Origin of the sequence: Acinetobacter sp. A2 (genome assembly GCF_012371325.1) — a bacterium.
Classification (GTDB): Bacteria; Pseudomonadota; Gammaproteobacteria; order Pseudomonadales; family Moraxellaceae; genus Acinetobacter.
Genome location: NZ_JAAZQX010000002.1, coordinates 86,392 through 101,265 on the forward strand (window position 1 = coordinate 86,392; position 14,874 = coordinate 101,265).

At 42.3% G+C, this 14,874-nt stretch carries 16 protein-coding genes and 1 pseudogene; 15 read left to right on the plus strand and 2 right to left on the minus strand.

Annotation, left to right across the window (positions count from 1 at the left end; all coding sequences use genetic code 11):
• Positions 1-29: 29 nt before the first annotated feature.
• The 4 genes from leuA (at position 30) to HHA43_RS01390 (ending at position 4,158) form a co-directional block, all read left to right on the plus strand.
• Positions 30-1,727: a 2-isopropylmalate synthase gene (gene leuA / locus HHA43_RS01375; RefSeq protein WP_168541517.1), complete on the plus strand. Its 1,698-nt coding sequence runs from the start codon at positions 30-32 to the stop codon at positions 1,725-1,727.
• A gap of 93 nt (positions 1,728-1,820) precedes the next feature.
• On the plus strand, positions 1,821-2,981 hold the full coding sequence (metX, locus tag HHA43_RS01380) for a homoserine O-succinyltransferase MetX (protein ID WP_168541519.1): 1,161 nt from the start codon (positions 1,821-1,823) through the stop codon (positions 2,979-2,981).
• Entirely contained in the window at positions 2,981-3,574 is a 594-nt protein-coding gene (gene metW / locus HHA43_RS01385) for a methionine biosynthesis protein MetW (protein ID WP_168541521.1), read from the plus strand. Before metX ends, metW begins: the two co-directional genes overlap by 1 nt.
• Entirely contained in the window at positions 3,571-4,158 is a 588-nt protein-coding gene (locus HHA43_RS01390) for a tetratricopeptide repeat protein (RefSeq protein ID WP_168541523.1), read from the plus strand. The genes metW and HHA43_RS01390 overlap by 4 nt, the downstream gene beginning before the upstream one ends.
• A 50-nt stretch (positions 4,159-4,208) precedes the next feature.
• On the opposite strand, the gene HHA43_RS01395 is transcribed toward HHA43_RS01390, so the two are convergent.
• Positions 4,209-4,454 carry a cytoplasmic protein gene (locus HHA43_RS01395; protein ID WP_168541525.1) on the minus strand — a complete coding sequence of 82 codons (246 nt, stop codon included), beginning with the start codon at positions 4,452-4,454 and terminating at the stop codon, positions 4,209-4,211.
• Positions 4,455-4,560: 106 nt separating this feature from the next.
• Between HHA43_RS01395 and rdgB the strand changes: the two genes are divergently transcribed.
• From rdgB to HHA43_RS01420, 5 genes and pseudogenes are all read left to right on the plus strand, one after another.
• On the plus strand, positions 4,561-5,187 hold the full coding sequence (gene rdgB, locus HHA43_RS01400) for an RdgB/HAM1 family non-canonical purine NTP pyrophosphatase (RefSeq protein ID WP_168541527.1): 627 nt from the start codon (positions 4,561-4,563) through the stop codon (positions 5,185-5,187).
• A gap of 184 nt (positions 5,188-5,371) precedes the next feature.
• On the plus strand, positions 5,372-5,596 hold the full coding sequence (gene tatA / locus HHA43_RS01405; protein WP_104852566.1) for a Sec-independent protein translocase subunit TatA: 225 nt from the start codon (positions 5,372-5,374) through the stop codon (positions 5,594-5,596).
• 18 nt (positions 5,597-5,614) lie between these two features.
• Positions 5,615-5,864, plus strand: a pseudogene (gene tatB / locus HHA43_RS13305) (Sec-independent protein translocase protein TatB); the annotation flags it as partial.
• Positions 5,865-6,072: 208 nt separating this feature from the next.
• Positions 6,073-6,858 carry a twin-arginine translocase subunit TatC gene (gene tatC / locus HHA43_RS01415; RefSeq protein ID WP_168541531.1) on the plus strand — a complete coding sequence of 262 codons (786 nt, stop codon included), beginning with the start codon at positions 6,073-6,075 and terminating at the stop codon, positions 6,856-6,858.
• A 171-nt stretch (positions 6,859-7,029) separates the two neighbouring features.
• The gene (locus HHA43_RS01420; RefSeq protein ID WP_168541533.1) at positions 7,030-9,312 is read left to right on the plus strand and encodes a PhoX family protein; all 2,283 of its coding nucleotides are present in this window, start codon (positions 7,030-7,032) and stop codon (positions 9,310-9,312) included.
• Between the two features lie 42 nt (positions 9,313-9,354).
• Here HHA43_RS01420 and HHA43_RS01425 read toward each other — a convergent pair whose 3' ends face one another.
• Positions 9,355-10,137, minus strand: a complete 783-nt coding sequence (locus tag HHA43_RS01425) for an NRDE family protein (protein WP_168541535.1) — start codon at positions 10,135-10,137, stop codon at positions 9,355-9,357.
• 93 nt (positions 10,138-10,230) lie between these two features.
• Here HHA43_RS01425 and lgt point away from each other — a divergent pair, with 93 nt between their 5' ends.
• From lgt to HHA43_RS01455, 6 genes are all read left to right on the plus strand, one after another.
• A complete protein-coding gene (gene lgt, locus HHA43_RS01430) occupies positions 10,231-11,040 on the plus strand; it encodes a prolipoprotein diacylglyceryl transferase (RefSeq protein WP_168541537.1) in 810 nt (269 codons plus the stop codon).
• A gap of 108 nt (positions 11,041-11,148) precedes the next feature.
• On the plus strand, positions 11,149-11,532 hold the full coding sequence (locus HHA43_RS01435) for an AzlD domain-containing protein (RefSeq protein ID WP_168541539.1): 384 nt from the start codon (positions 11,149-11,151) through the stop codon (positions 11,530-11,532).
• Between the two features lie 100 nt (positions 11,533-11,632).
• Positions 11,633-12,475 (plus strand): thymidylate synthase, encoded by an 843-nt coding sequence (gene thyA / locus HHA43_RS01440; protein ID WP_168541541.1) that lies wholly within the window; start codon positions 11,633-11,635, stop codon positions 12,473-12,475.
• Between the two features lie 84 nt (positions 12,476-12,559).
• Entirely contained in the window at positions 12,560-13,072 is a 513-nt protein-coding gene (locus HHA43_RS01445) for a dihydrofolate reductase (protein ID WP_168418754.1), read from the plus strand.
• Positions 13,073-13,141: 69 nt separating this feature from the next.
• On the plus strand, positions 13,142-14,197 hold the full coding sequence (locus tag HHA43_RS01450) for a DUF4105 domain-containing protein (protein WP_168418755.1): 1,056 nt from the start codon (positions 13,142-13,144) through the stop codon (positions 14,195-14,197).
• A 154-nt stretch (positions 14,198-14,351) separates the two neighbouring features.
• The gene (locus HHA43_RS01455; RefSeq protein ID WP_168541543.1) at positions 14,352-14,816 is read left to right on the plus strand and encodes an META domain-containing protein; all 465 of its coding nucleotides are present in this window, start codon (positions 14,352-14,354) and stop codon (positions 14,814-14,816) included.
• Positions 14,817-14,874: the final 58 nt, after the last annotated feature.

Here is a 14,874-nt window from a genome sequence, read left to right on the forward strand (position 1 = left end):
GCAACCGCTACTATTCAAGGAGTTTTCACATGATGTTGGCAGATCCAAGTAAAAAATACCGTCGTATGTACCAGCGTGTCGACTTACCAGACCGCCAATGGCCAAATAACGAAATTACCAAAGCGCCAATCTGGATGAGTACCGACCTACGTGACGGCAACCAAGCGATCTTTGAGCCAATGAACATTGAACAAAAATTCAAAATGTTCCAAATGCTTGTGAAAATTGGTTTTAAACATATCGAAATTGGTTTCCCATCGGCATCTCAAGTTGACTTCGATTTCACGCGTAAATTAATTGAAGAAGGTCATATTCCAGATGACGTGTATATTGAAGTATTGGTACAAGCACGTGACCATTTAATTGCACGTACTTTTGAATCTTTACAAGGTGCGAAACGTGCAATTGTGCATATTTATAATGCCAACTCGCCTACCTTCCGCCAAAAAGTCTTAAATGTAGATGTTGCGGGTGCCAAACAATTGGCCATTAACGCTGCAACCAAAGTAAAAGAATATGCAGCGAAGCAACCTGAAACTGAGTGGGTATTCCAGTACAGCCCAGAATGTTTTACTGCAACTGAGTTAGAAGTGGCTAAAGATGTTTGTGATGCGGTAACTGAAATTTGGGAAGCATCGCCAACCAATAAAGTGATTTTAAACTTGCCTGCAACAGTGGAAGTGTCTACACCAAACGTGTATGCAGACCAAGTTGAATGGATGCACCGTAATATTGAGCGTCGTGATGGCGTGATCATTTCAGTACACTGTCACAATGACCGTGGTTGTGGTATTGCCGCTTCTGAATTGGCCATCATGGCGGGTGCAGACCGTGTAGAAGGTTGTGTATTTGGTAACGGTGAGCGCACAGGTAACGTAGACGTTGCGGCAATTGCCTTGAACATGTACACCCAAGGTGTTGCACCAGAGTTGGATTTCTCAAACATCAACGAAATTATTGCAACAGTTGAAGAATGCACAGGCTTGCCAGTACACCCTCGTCATCCGTACGCAGGTGACTTAGTCTTTACTGCATTCTCTGGTTCACACCAAGACGCAATTAAGAAAGGTTTTGAGTTCCAGAAAAACGAAGAAATTTGGGATATGCCTTACTTACCAATTGACCCGAAAGATTTAGGTCGTGACTATGACGCAGTGATTCGTGTCAACTCACAATCGGGTAAAGGCGGTATTGCTTACTTGTTAGAATCGAACTACAACGTGACTTTGCCGCGTCGTTTACAAATCGAATTCTCGCAAATTGTGCAACAACGTACCGATGAACAAGGTACAGAAATTAGCGCAAGCGAAATCTGGAACTTGTTTAAAGAAACTTACGTTGCGGTAAAAGATGCGCAATATGCAACGCAAAACTACAAATTGTCTGATGAAAATGGCAATCAAGTCATTGAACTAGATGTTGTGGTAAACGGCGAAATGCAACGCTTACGCGGCGAAGGCAATGGTCCAATTTCAGCAATTTTGAATGCATTGCAATTGCCAATTGATGTCTTGAACTATGAAGAGCGCAGCATTAGCTCGGGCGCACATGCAAAAGCGTTGGCTTTAATTGAATTGCAAGTGAAAGGTACAGGTAAATCTGCCTTTGGTGCAGGGGTACATGACAACATTGTGACCTCATCAATTGATGCGATCATTGCTTGCACGAATCGCTTGATTGAACAAGGCGTATTAAGCACGGATCAAGTGGTTGCTGCCGCAGTTTAAAGCGCTGCAAACGCATAAAAGCATTTTGAAAAGGATACCCCAAGTGGTATCCTTTTGTTTATTCATCCTCAGGATTTAAGGCGAATTATTCCCGTGTCTTTTCCAGCTGACTCAGTAGGCATTGTTGTTCCAGAAAAGTTCCAATTTGAAGAACCCCTAGAGCTCGAATGTGGTCGTGTTCTGCCCCGCTTCGAACTGATGGTCGAAACCTACGGCACGCTTAATGCCGAAAAATCCAATGCAATTCTGATCTGTCATGCGTTGTCAGGACATCATCATGCTGCAGGTTATCATCATGCCGACGATAAAAAAGCAGGCTGGTGGGATGCCTGTATTGGCCCGGGAAAAGCCATTGATACCAACCACTTTTTTGTGGTGGCCTTAAATAATATTGGCGGATGTAACGGCTCGACTGGCCCAACATCGCCAAACCCTGAAAATGACAACCGCCCTTATGGCCCAGATTTTCCATTGGTCACTGTGCGCGATTGGGTCAAAACCCAAGCCATGCTATCTGACCGTTTAGGGATTGAAGTCTGGTATTCAATTATTGGCGGCTCTTTGGGTGGCATGCAGGCTTTGCAATGGTCGGTTGATTATCCTGATCGTCTTAAAAAATGTGTGATCATTGCCAGTGCACCTAAATTGTCTGCACAAAATATTGCCTTTAACGAAGTCGCGCGTCAGTCAATTTTATCTGACCCAGATTTTCATCACGGCCGTTATTTAGAACACGACAGCTACCCAAAACGTGGTTTGATTTTGGCACGCATGGTTGGACATATCACCTATTTGTCTGAAGAGGCCATGAAACAGAAATTTGGTCGTGACTTAAAATCAGGCAAATTTATGTATGGTTTTGATGTCGAATTTCAGGTCGAAAGCTATTTGCGCTATCAAGGCGAGCAATTCAGCCGTAACTTTGATGCCAATACTTATTTAATTATGACCAAGGCACTCGATTATTTTGATCCTGCGCGTGAATATGAACAGTCCTTGCAACAAGCTATGGCCAATACCAAGTGCAAGTTTTTAGTGGTGTCATTTACCACCGACTGGCGTTTTAGCCCTGCCCGTTCACAGGAAATTGTAGATGCTTTAATCAGCAATCATAAGCCAGTCAGCTATTTAGATATTGATGCCGAGCAAGGACACGACTCCTTCTTGTTCCCAATTCCACTGTATGTAAAAGCCATGCGTGCATTTTTGGGTCGTACAGAACATCTTCAAGCAACCCCACAGGAGGCCGTGTAATGCGTCTTGATCAGCAACTTGCCGAAAAGTGGATTAAACCGAATTCTAAAGTACTCGATTTAGGTTGTGGCGATGGAGAACTGTTGGCTCACATGAGCAAACAGCACAATATTCGTGCCTACGGATTAGAAATTGATCAAGAAAAGATTGCAATTGCGATCAGTCGCGGGTTAAATATCATCCAACAAGACTTGAATTTGGGGCTAAGCCGTTTTGCTGACCAGTCTTTTGACTATGTGGTCATGGCACAAGCCTTGCAAGCAGTAGATGCACCTGACGTATTATTAAGAGATATGGTACGTGTAGGTAAACAGGCAATTATTACCTTTCCAAACTTTGCGCATTGGAAGACTCGTTCTTTTCTTGCTCTAAAAGGGAAAATGCCTGTTTCAGAAGCATTGCCATATATGTGGTATAACACCCCGAATATTCATTTATGTACGTTTCGTGATTTTGAAGCACTTTGTGCCGAAAATAATATTCGAATTATTAACCGACTTGCCGTGAATGGGAATCAACAAGATAGTTTACTCAGTAAACATCTGCCTAATCTGTTTGGTGAAGTCGCAATTTATCGAGTGAGCGCTCTATGAAAAAACTATTATTAAGCACCACGCTATTGGTTGGACTGTTGAGCATTCAAGCCCATGCAGATTATGTTCCGCCATCTTCTGTAGCAAGCCAAGCAGCACAATATTCTGTGATGGATATTAACGGCTTGATGAAAGCAGCCAAAGCAGGTCAAGCAGGCGCACAATTTTACTTAGCGACTAAATATCAACAAGGTAAAGACGTACAGCAAGACAGCCGTCAAGCGTTTGCTTGGTACAAAGCTGCTGCAGATCAAGGTTTATCTGCAGCACAATTGAATGTTGGCCGTATGTTGGCAGATGGCATTGGCACGAAAAAAGATGAAATCTTGGCGCGTCAATATTTTGAAAAAGCAGCCAGTCGTGGCGACAACCGCGCAAGCTTTAACCTTGCCATGATGGAAGAGCAAAAGAAAAACTATATGGGTGCATATCAGTGGTATGAATTATCTACCCGTGATGGCATGCTCGATAACAAAGTGATTTCTCTGTCTGAAGGTAAGAAAACTGCATTGGCAGCGAACTTGACTCAAGAACAAATTCGTCAAGCACGTGACCGTGCTGACAAGTGGATTCAAGCGCAATAAATCTAACCGCGTTTAATTTCATTAAAAGCACCTTCGGGTGCTTTTATATTTTATTCAAAATAAGCCTGATGCATGGCCTTTAGCAGTTCAGGGGTTAATGCTTCTACCGATGCAGAACCCAATACGGCGTCTATACCACAATGCGGGCAAATAGCCGTTTGCTCGTCATCACACCAATCTTCAATTTCACTATAGTCAAAAATTTTAAGACAATAAAAGCAACCACAACGCTCACTTTGCTGGAGTAATGTACGATGCTGACTTGAATCACGATATAGTTCTGAAATTTTGCTCACACTTGCCCCCTTCTACTTTTTAAAAATAAATCTATGCAAGATTAACCTTTTAAATCTGAAAAATCCGTTAAAATATGCCCTATTGTTTTCAATTTAGATCTAAATTATGACTGCAACTGATTGGCGCGCTCAAGGAACTTTGGTTTTAGCAAGCAATAACAAAGGCAAAATTGCAGAATTTGAAACCTTGTTTGCACAGCTCGATTTACCTGTACAGGTGATTCCGCAAGGTCAGCTCAATATTGAAGATGCGGTGGAAGATGGTTTGAGCTTTGTCGAAAATGCCATTTTAAAAGCTCGCCATGCCGCAAAAATTTCAGGCAAGCCAGCCATTGCCGATGATTCAGGTTTATGTGTGCCAATTTTAGGTGGTGCACCAGGCATTTATTCTGCACGTTTTGCAGGCGAACACGGCAATGATGCTGCCAACAATGAAAAACTGCTCAATAAACTCAAACCACTACGTCAAGATGGTGAAGCCATTGAAGGCATGTTTGTCTGTGTTTTAGCCTTGGTTGAACATGCCGATGACCCACTCCCTAAAATATTTCAGGGGATTTGGAAAGGGGAAATTTTAGCAGAAACCCGTGGTGAAAATGGTTTTGGCTATGACCCACTGTTTTGGTTACCTGAATTGGGTGTGTCGAGTGCTGAGATGTCGAAAGCAGAAAAAAATAAAATCAGCCATCGTGGTCAGGCCATGCAACAGTTTAAAGATAGCCTACAAGCTTAATTGCATGAACATCTATTAAGTCGAATCTTAATTGCTCAAATACAACAGCCTGCGGTCATGTACAGGCTGTTTCTTTTTCCAAATTTATATTCTTTAATCCCCTGTCTTTAAATCGCAACACATTCGTCACCGCATTGTCATACAGACCTGTTGAGATAGGCTCAACTAATGAGAGGTCTAAATCATGGCAGGATTATCTATTTGGCACGTGCTGATTTTTGCAATTGTGGTCATTTTATTATTTGGTACATCTAAACTGAAAAACTTAGGTAAAGATGTCGGTGGTGCAGTCAAAGATTTTAAAAAATCAATTAAAGACGATGAAGCTGAAACAGCTCAACTCAAAGAACCTCGTACCATCGAACATCAGGCCAACAGCAGTGATGTCAATTCGACAGTAAAACACTAAGGCTGAGGGTTTGAGATTATGCTCAATATTGGAATGACGGAACTGCTGATTTTCGGCATCATTGCATTATTGGTGCTGGGTCCTGAGAAACTTCCAGAAGCTGCGCGTTTTGTCGGAAAATGGTATGGCAAAATAAAACGTATGGTCAGCAATGTTCAAAACGACATCGACCGTGAATTGCGTTTATCTGAATTACGTGAACAAATGCAGCAAGAAATGGCACGTATTCAAGAGCTTGAGGCAAAAATGCAGGCTCAGATGTCTGAAATGAAAAATGAAAAAATCTTTGATGATGCAAAATCATCGACAGACTCAAAACAGGCATCTTTAAACAACTTACAACAGCAGTTTTATCAACCTGTTGAAAATACAGAAAAACAGTGCATGGTACGCATCCCTAAAGCGCCAGTACGGACTGCATCAGCATCTATCTCCCCCATTCAAAATACAATATATACTGAAATGAAGGTCGCGGTATGAGTCAGCCCAATTCTACTCAGCTTCCTCATTTGGTGGTGAAGTCTGAGCAACCTGCATTAGAAGAAATGCCAATTACCAAGCACCTGATGGTGCTGCGTAAGCATCTTTTTAAAATTGTCGGGTTAATTATTGCCTTATTCTTTTGTTTATTGCCATTTGCCAATAAAACCTATCAGGTCTTATCAGAGCCCTTACGTGCGCAATTGCCACATACATCGACCATGATTGCAACCGATGTCACGGCAACCTTTATGGCGCCATTTAAACTGAACTTTTTTGTGGCGCTGCTGATAGCGATGCCATTTATTTTGTATCAGCTTTGGGCATTCGTAAAACCTGCACTATATGAGAAAGAAAAAAGTTTGGCCTTACCTTTGTTGATTGGCAGTATTTGTCTGTTTTATATCGGCATCAGTTTTGCCTATTTTGTTGCACTGCCTTCAATCTTGCACTTTTTTATTAGTGTGTCGCCTGAAACAGTTGCACCCATGACGGATATTAATAGCTACCTCACATTTTGTTTAAAGTTATTTTTGGTTTTTGGTTTCACCTTTGAAATTCCAATTGTCACTCTTTTACTCATTATGATTGGTGTGGTGTCTACCCAAACGCTGATTGAAAAACGCCGTTTTATTATTGTCGGCTGTTTTTTTGTCGCTATGTTTGTAACTCCACCCGATGCTCTTTCAATGATCATGCTTGCCATTCCGATGTGGATGTTATTTGAAATTGGTTTATTCTTTGGCAAATTAATTGAGAAGCGTCGAATCAGTCATAACTAAATAAGATATTGAATTTTAAAAAGAAGCAATCATTGCTTCTTTTTTATGGCTGCTGTTTTGCGCCCTAGCGGATTTAACCAGTTTGACACATAAGCTTAACCCGCATGTCATGTTTAGCCACTAATTTACATATAACTTTCAAACCACCAAGCGAATTTGCTAGGAAAAAAAATGACTGATCAAATGCCTTTTAACGATGATTACGATAGTAATAATTCGGGGAATCCAGAGTTTATTGAACTACTCAATAAACAAATTACACGCCGTAGTTTAATTAAAAAAACAGCTGGCGGCGCAGTTGCACTTACTTTGGCAACCTCACTGACTGCATGTAGTGATGATGATAATGACCAAGCAGCAACTCCAGAACAAGAAATCAAACCAACGTCTACTTTAAAATTTACGCCTGTCAATAAAAATACATCAAATGAGTTTACTGTTCCTGAAGGCTATGAAGCACGTGTTTTGTATGCTTTAGGCGATCCGATCATTGATGGTTTAAATGACTGGGATGACAGCCAAATTCCATCAGGTGCATCATTTACCATGCGTTCAGGCGAATGCCATGACGGTATGACTTACTTTGGTATGGGCAGCAATGGCCGTTATGAAGAACAGCAAGCCAATAAAGGTCTGTTGGTCTTAAACCATGAATATGTAGATAGTGCTGACATTATTCACCCAGCAAACCACACCCACGGTTTTGGTGAAAAAGATATTCAGCTCACCACTGGATTAATTTCACGCGTAGAAGATGAAGCATTACGTGAAATTAACTGTCATGGTGTATCTATCATTGAAGTCAGCAAAGATCTTACACAATCTGTTTCTATTAATAAAAGCTCAGTATTTAACCGCCGTGTTACTGCAGCAACACCAATAGAACTTCGTGGTCCAGTAAGAGGCGACGTATTAGTACAAAACAAAATCAGCACAGATGGTACTTTCAGCCTAGGTACAATCAATAACTGTGGTAATGGTTACACCCCATGGGGAACTTACTTAACTACAGAAGAAAACTTTAACCAATATTTCTCTCGTGATGATGAAAATCAAACTATTAGTAAAAAATTTGCTTTAGACCGCTATAAAATTCCAAAACTCAGTGAATATAAATGGCATACCGTAGTTGCAACTAAAGCATCTTTAGCAAGCGATATTACCAAACACGGTAAAATCACAGCCCAAAACGTGCAGTCTTTATATGATCGTTGGATGGTGAAAGCAACTGAAGGTGTTGATGCAACTCAAGACTTCCGTCACGCAGACAATACTTTTGGCTGGATTGTAGAAATCGACCCATTTGATAACCGTGAGCTTCCTGTTAAACGTACCGCATTAGGTCGTTTTGCGCACGAAGACTGCCGTGTGAGCCGTGCAATCCCAAATCAACCATTAGCTTTCTATATGGGTGATGACTCACGTGGTGAGTACATTTATAAGTTCGTTTCAGATGCAAAATGGAATCCTGAAGATATCAACGGTGGCTATGCTATTGGTGATAAATACATGAACAGCGGTAAGCTGTATGTTGCAAAATTCAATTTTGATGAAAGCACTCAGAAAGCGACTGGTGAATGGATTGAACTAAATATCAATAATCCAAAAATATCTGGTTACTTAAAATACAAATTTGCAAACCAAGCTGACGTGTTAGTCAATGCGCGTATTGCAGGTGATGCTGTTGGTGCAACTAAAATGGACCGTCCTGAGTGGGTTGCTGTTAACCCTCACAACGGTGAAGTCTATGTGACGTTGACCAACAACTCAGAACGTGGCACAACACATGACGTTGATGCAGCCAACCCACGTCAATATATTGATACTATTATTAAAAAAGATAAAAAATCTGCACAATACGGCAACGTCAATGGACATATTATCCGCTTCCGTGAAAAAGGTGACACAGTTTCTGCTCTTGAATTTGAATGGGATATTTTCTTATTTGGCGCAGAAGCAAACGCACATAAATCAGTGAACCTTTCAGGTTTAAATGATAACAACGACTTCTCAAGTCCAGATGGTATGTGGTTTGACCCACGTGGCGTACTTTGGATTCAAACCGATGATGGTGCTTACACAGACAAAACCAACTGTATGATGTTAGCCGCTTTGCCAGGTACGATCGGTGATGGTGAAATCAAAACCGCTGCAGCAGGTGACCGTCTCCAATCAACACCAGTGGGTGCCAAACTAGATGACACTAAATTCCGTCGTTTCTTAACAGGTCCAAGTGGTTGTGAAATTACAGGTGTAACCATGACGCCTGACTACAAAGCAATCTTTGTCAACGTTCAACACCCAGGTGGTGTATGGCCATCAAATCACGGCGACAACCTGAGTAAAGGTAAAGGCACACGTCCTCGTTCTGCGACCGTAGTCATCACCCGTAAAGACGGCGGTGAAATTGCTGGTGAAGGCTTAATCCAAACTGAAGAAACAGCAAAACTATAATCTAGCGACAATCAAAAAATGCCGACACCATGTCGGCATTTTTTATGCTTCAATCTTCACTTGCTGTCGTACAATCGTTCCTTTTTGCTCACCATATTGGGTCTTTTCCAACCATATAAACTGCTGTGCTTGCATACATAAAAAGTTAGAACTGCGTGTGCCATACACTGGACTTTGAATAAAAGTCGATGACAATAACGCTTCCATCTCCAAGGCAATACCCGTTTGTGGTAACAACTCATTTGCAACTTTTCGCTCATCTTGCAAAATATCCCACACCGCTGCATGAAGGCTTGTTTGAGCCATATCTGGCAATTGCATCATGGGTAAAAATTCCTGAGTAAAACGCTTACGCAAACGTGCGGTTTTTTCCCAAGGGTCACTCATCAGTCCATTCGACACCACATACACACCTTTGGCCAACACTTGCGGTGCTTCGCCACGGTTACTCATATACACCGCTTGGGTGGTATCGCCTACAAATAAATTAAAACCTGCATATTCACATTGCTGTTTTTCTAAGTTTTGAGCAAAACGGATAGGGGTTTGTTCAGATTCCAAAAAAGCCTGAATAATATGCCCACGTGAGGTTGGATATTCTGTTGTCTCTCGACCATCACGATAATTGGTAATCACTGCCCAACGACCAGACTGAGTAATGCCCATCCACGTACCACCCGACTCTAAATCCTGTCCTGCAATAATCGGACTATGAGGCCACGCTGCCAGTGCCTCTGTTGGCCGCCGATAAAACTCATCCCGATTAGAAATCAGACATAGTGGAGTGTCTGCCAAGACCTGCCAAGCCAATGCCACAATACACATAATTTAAACTCTTGATCTTTACACATTGAATGTACAACATTTTTCATTACATTCAGCTAAAATCTGTGCAAAACAGAATCACAAGGAACAGGAATGCTCACCTATCCAAATATTGATCCCGTTGCGATTTCGCTCGGGCCTTTGCAAGTCCATTGGTATGGCTTGATGTATTTACTGGCATTTTTATTTGCATGGGGTTTGGCAACTTATCGTGCCAAACAACGTGGCTGGACTTCAGACATGGTGTCCGACCTAATTTTTTACGGCGCTTTAGGCGTGGTGATCGGCGGGCGTGTCGGTTATGTCTTCTTTTATGGCTTTGAACAATTTTTGGCAAATCCACTATGGTTATTCCAAGTCTGGACAGGTGGTATGAGTTTCCATGGTGGCTTCCTTGGGGTCATGCTGGCTATGCTGTTCTGGTGTAAAAAATACCAGATGACCTGGTTCCAAACCCTGGACTTTATTGCACCCTGTGTCCCGACCGGGCTCATGTTTGGACGTATCGGCAACTTTATTGGTGGCGAGTTATATGGCCGTCCGGTCAGTGATCCGAACTTTGCACTGGGCATGATTTTCCCGACCGATCCATTGCAGCTGGTACGGCATCCATCGCAGGTGTATCAGGCGCTATTTGAAGGGCTGCTGCTGTTTATTCTGCTGTGGTGGTTCAGCGCCAAACCGCGTCCACGTATGGCAGTCTCTGCCCTATTCCTAATAGGTTATGGCTTAGCACGCTTTGTAGTCGAGTTTTTCCGAGAGCCAGATCACGGTCAGCTCTTTATTGCATGGATGAGTAAAGGTCAATTCCTGAGCTTACCAATGATTTTGGTGGGCATGTGGATGATGTGGTATGCCTATCAAAAGAAAATTTATGATTGGGGACCGCAGAAGAACAGCTAAGCAGCCCTGCACTGCGTATTTGATCTATTCAGGCGAAGTCAATCTTCGCCTTTTTTTATGCTACAGTGCAAATTCTGAATGCTCATTGAACACAATTGAAGAACTCAAATGCTGGAATTTTGGTTTAACCCTCAGGTTACAGTGCTAAAGAAAATTGCCCTGCTGATTATCATTGCCCTAGTCACCGCAGGCCTATACATCTTACAACCACTCCAATTCGATGCAATTTTAATGTTTCTGGCAGCAGGTCTTGTTTTCCTGATTTGCCGTTACTGTAAAATTCATTTTACTCAGCAACATCCAACAGGCTGGATCGCACGTGTTTTGACTTGGATTCCACTGGCTTTGTTACTCGCATTGATTTTTATGCAAATTCAACACGGTGAAATCTTAATTTCAGGTGCACAAGGCATTGGCTTTACCGCTTTGGCCATTTGTCTGTTTTCACCGTTGTCTTTGCTGCATCAACTTCAAGCTTCCGACACACAATAAAGTCACAACTTTAAAAACTCTGCTATTATTCTTTCTGATTTATTGAGCCTAGAATGGCCCAGCCCACAAAATATTCACTTTTGCTTGACCAGAGAATGCTATGCGCCAGTATTTAGACCTACTCCAACATATTCTTGACCATGGTGGCGATAAAGGCGACCGTACTGGAACTGGCACGCGTTCAGTGTTTGGGCATCAAATGCGATTTGACCTAGCGCAAGGCTTTCCCCTGCTCACCACCAAAAAAGTGCATTTCCGTTCAATCGTGATTGAGTTGTTATGGTTTTTAAAAGGTGATACCAACGTCAAATACCTACAAGAACATAAAGTCAGCATTTGGGATGAATGGTCTACTGCAGAACAAACCGCGCGCTTTGGCCGTCCTGAAGGTGAACTTGGCCCTGTGTACGGACATCAATGGCGTAACTTTGGTGCTACTCAAAAAGCCGATGGTTTGTATGAGCAAGATGGCTTTGACCAAATTGCATGGTTAATCAATGAAATTAAAACCAATCCAAATTCACGTCGTTTGATCGTGTCGGGCTGGAACCCGAAAGAAGCAGGACAAGTGGCGTTACCTCCTTGTCATACCCTGTTCCAGTTTTTTGTACACAACGGCAAACTTTCATGTCAGTTGTATCAACGCAGTGCCGATGTGTTTTTAGGTGTACCCTTTAATATTGCCAGCTATGCTTTGCTGACCCACATGATTGCACAAGTCTGTGATTTAGAAGTGGGAGATTTTGTCTGGACAGGTGGCGATACCCATTTATATACCAACCACTTTGAACAGGCACAGTTACAGCTCAGTCGTGAGCCAATGGCTTTATGTCAGTTAAAATTGAATCCTGAAGTTAAAGATATTTTCGATTTTAAATTTGAAGATATTGAAATTGTAGGCTATGAATCACACGCTGCAATTAAAGCACCCGTAGCCGTCTAATCAACTGTTCATTCAACATTAAAAAAGCCCTGCTTTCACGTCCGAAAAGACGCATTGCAGACCCAGAAAATACGAGCCAAATTTATGTCATTTCAAAATTTAGAAGTTGTACACGTGGTGGCGATGGATCAACAGCGCTGCATTGGTCAGGGCAACCAATTGCCGTGGCATATTTCGGCAGACCTCAAACACTTCAAAGAAATCACCCAAGGTGGTGTGGTAGTTATGGGGCGTAAAACCTTGGAGTCGATGGGACGCACTCTACCTAAACGTGTTAATTGGGTGATCACCCGTGACCCAAACTGGGCTTTTGAAGGCACAAAAGTGGCAAACAGTATTGAAGATGCGTTGCAGCAAGCCGTTGCCGATGTGCAAGTCTCAGAAAAGCCAAATACGCTATTTATTATTGGCGGTGGTGAAATTTTTAGCCAAACCATGCCAATCGCTGACCGCCTAGAACTGACTCATATTGAACTAGATGTCCAGGGTGATGCGTATTATCCGGCCATTCCAGCCGAGTTTAAAAAAGTAGCCTCTGAACAGCATGTCGATGAAAAATCAGGCATTGCCTTTGAGTTTGCCCGCTACCAAAAATAATGCTGACAGCCTTGGCAATCTTTGATTATGATGACTTAAACGGAATTTAACTTGTCTCAGGAATGGCGGATGCTGCATTTCATCTTCAGTTTAGGTGTCATTCTTTCTTCTATTTGGCTGAGTATGGCCTTATGGATTCATCAGCCTTTGGGTTGGCTGATGAGCCGTGTGCTGATTGGAACTTGGCTGGCCTTTACGCTCAGCATTTTGGGCATTTATATCACTCAACATTTGCTGAGCCGCAATCAAGATATTCTGGTTTATCTATTGGGTTTTGCTTTGGGGCTGTTCTGGTATTTTGGGATGGATGCTAAACAAGATCGTGACTGGAACCCTGAAGTCGCACGTATGCTGCGTTATGAACAAGTACAAGATCAGGTCACGCTGCACAATGTCCGTAATTTTGACTGGCATGCCGATGGCAGCTATACCGAACACTGGGAAACCCGCCAATTTAATCTCAAACAGATTACTGGGGTGAATATCATCACTTCATATTGGATGGGGCCTAAAATTGCACACACCCTCGTCAGCTTCGACTTTTCAGATCAAGCGCCACTAACGTTTTCCATTGAAATTCGTAAAGAAAAACACGAAGAGTTTTCTGCAATTGGTGGCTTTTTCCGACAGTATGAACTCAGTCTGGTCGCTGCCGATGAAAAAGATATTATCTATACCCGCAGTAATATTCGGGGTGAGCAAGTTTACTTTTTCCCTATTCAGATGAACCCTCAAGAAGCGCAGGCTTTGTTTCAGGAATATCTGCGTAAAGCCGATGCTTTAGCAGCTAAGCCACATTGGTACAATACTTTGACCAGTAATTGCACCACACTGTTGTTTGATATGATTCAGGCAGTATCCCAAAAGCGTTTCCCTGCCGATTACCGTCTGTTTGCTTCAGGCTATTTACCTAATTATCTGTACGACTTACAGGCATTGGATCATCGCTGGGATATGCCTACTTGGTATCAACAGGCGCATATTAATCCACGTGTGGAAAACTTAAAAGATATCCACAGTCAGGACTTTTCCAGTCTGATTCGCCAAGGTGTACAGCTTGATGCTGTGCCAAAACAAACAACCACCTTTCACTACCCGACCTATCAAACCAAAGTAATGCCTTGACCTATTTTGCTCATTTGGTTCTGCTAACATCAGCACAACCATAAAAATGCAAAGTATCCTCAACAAAATTGCAGCAAAGCTACAAATTCAACTAGAGCAATCATGCATAATTTGTTTAGATAGCAACAATTTCCTAAAAATAAGTGAGCATCCCATGTTCAAAAAATCTTTTGGTATCGCAATATTTGCTTCAGTCATGCTCTTCTCTGGATGTGAAAATATGCCAACCCAAACCAGCGCCAGCCAAATCACGGCAATCAATCAGGCCAACTTAGCTCAGCGCACTTGGACTGCAACACAATTGGGCAATACCATGCTCAGCAGCACAGCAACTCAGAATTTACCACAGTTACAATTTGATGCAGCAACACAAAGCGTTACGGGTTCAGATAGCTGTAATCGTTTAAGTGGTAGCTATGTCGCAGGACGTGACACCTTACAACTCGGTCAGTTGGCAACTACACGAATGGCTTGTTTAAACAACAATAATCTGGATCAAAAATTCCATGAAGCGCTAAATAAAGTGACACATTATCAGGTTTATGGCAAAACCCTGAAATTGCTAGACCGTCATGGAAATTTACTGATTCAGTTTGCCACAGCAACTGCTGCCCGTTAAGGCTTAAGCCCGTTGATAAATCAACGGGTTTCACACGATTCATTCATAAAATATAAGG

Excerpts from the sequence above, each read along its gene's own strand:
- leuA (WP_168541517.1), top strand. The coding sequence starts at position 30 with ATGATGTTGGCAGATCCAAGTAAAAAATACCGTCGTATGTACCAGCGT.
- metW (WP_168541521.1), top strand. The coding sequence starts at position 2,981 with ATGCGTCTTGATCAGCAACTTGCCGAAAAGTGGATTAAACCGAATTCT.
- HHA43_RS01390 (WP_168541523.1), top strand. The coding sequence starts at position 3,571 with ATGAAAAAACTATTATTAAGCACCACGCTATTGGTTGGACTGTTGAGC.
- rdgB (WP_168541527.1), top strand. The coding sequence starts at position 4,561 with ATGACTGCAACTGATTGGCGCGCTCAAGGAACTTTGGTTTTAGCAAGC.
- tatA (WP_104852566.1), top strand. The coding sequence starts at position 5,372 with ATGGCAGGATTATCTATTTGGCACGTGCTGATTTTTGCAATTGTGGTC.
- tatC (WP_168541531.1), top strand. The coding sequence starts at position 6,073 with ATGAGTCAGCCCAATTCTACTCAGCTTCCTCATTTGGTGGTGAAGTCT.
- HHA43_RS01420 (WP_168541533.1), top strand. The coding sequence starts at position 7,030 with ATGACTGATCAAATGCCTTTTAACGATGATTACGATAGTAATAATTCG.
- HHA43_RS01425 (WP_168541535.1), bottom strand. The coding sequence starts at position 10,137 with ATGTGTATTGTGGCATTGGCTTGGCAGGTCTTGGCAGACACTCCACTA.
- lgt (WP_168541537.1), top strand. The coding sequence starts at position 10,231 with ATGCTCACCTATCCAAATATTGATCCCGTTGCGATTTCGCTCGGGCCT.
- HHA43_RS01435 (WP_168541539.1), top strand. The coding sequence starts at position 11,149 with ATGCTGGAATTTTGGTTTAACCCTCAGGTTACAGTGCTAAAGAAAATT.
- thyA (WP_168541541.1), top strand. The coding sequence starts at position 11,633 with ATGCGCCAGTATTTAGACCTACTCCAACATATTCTTGACCATGGTGGC.
- HHA43_RS01445 (WP_168418754.1), top strand. The coding sequence starts at position 12,560 with ATGTCATTTCAAAATTTAGAAGTTGTACACGTGGTGGCGATGGATCAA.
- HHA43_RS01450 (WP_168418755.1), top strand. The coding sequence starts at position 13,142 with ATGCTGCATTTCATCTTCAGTTTAGGTGTCATTCTTTCTTCTATTTGG.
- HHA43_RS01455 (WP_168541543.1), top strand. The coding sequence starts at position 14,352 with ATGTTCAAAAAATCTTTTGGTATCGCAATATTTGCTTCAGTCATGCTC.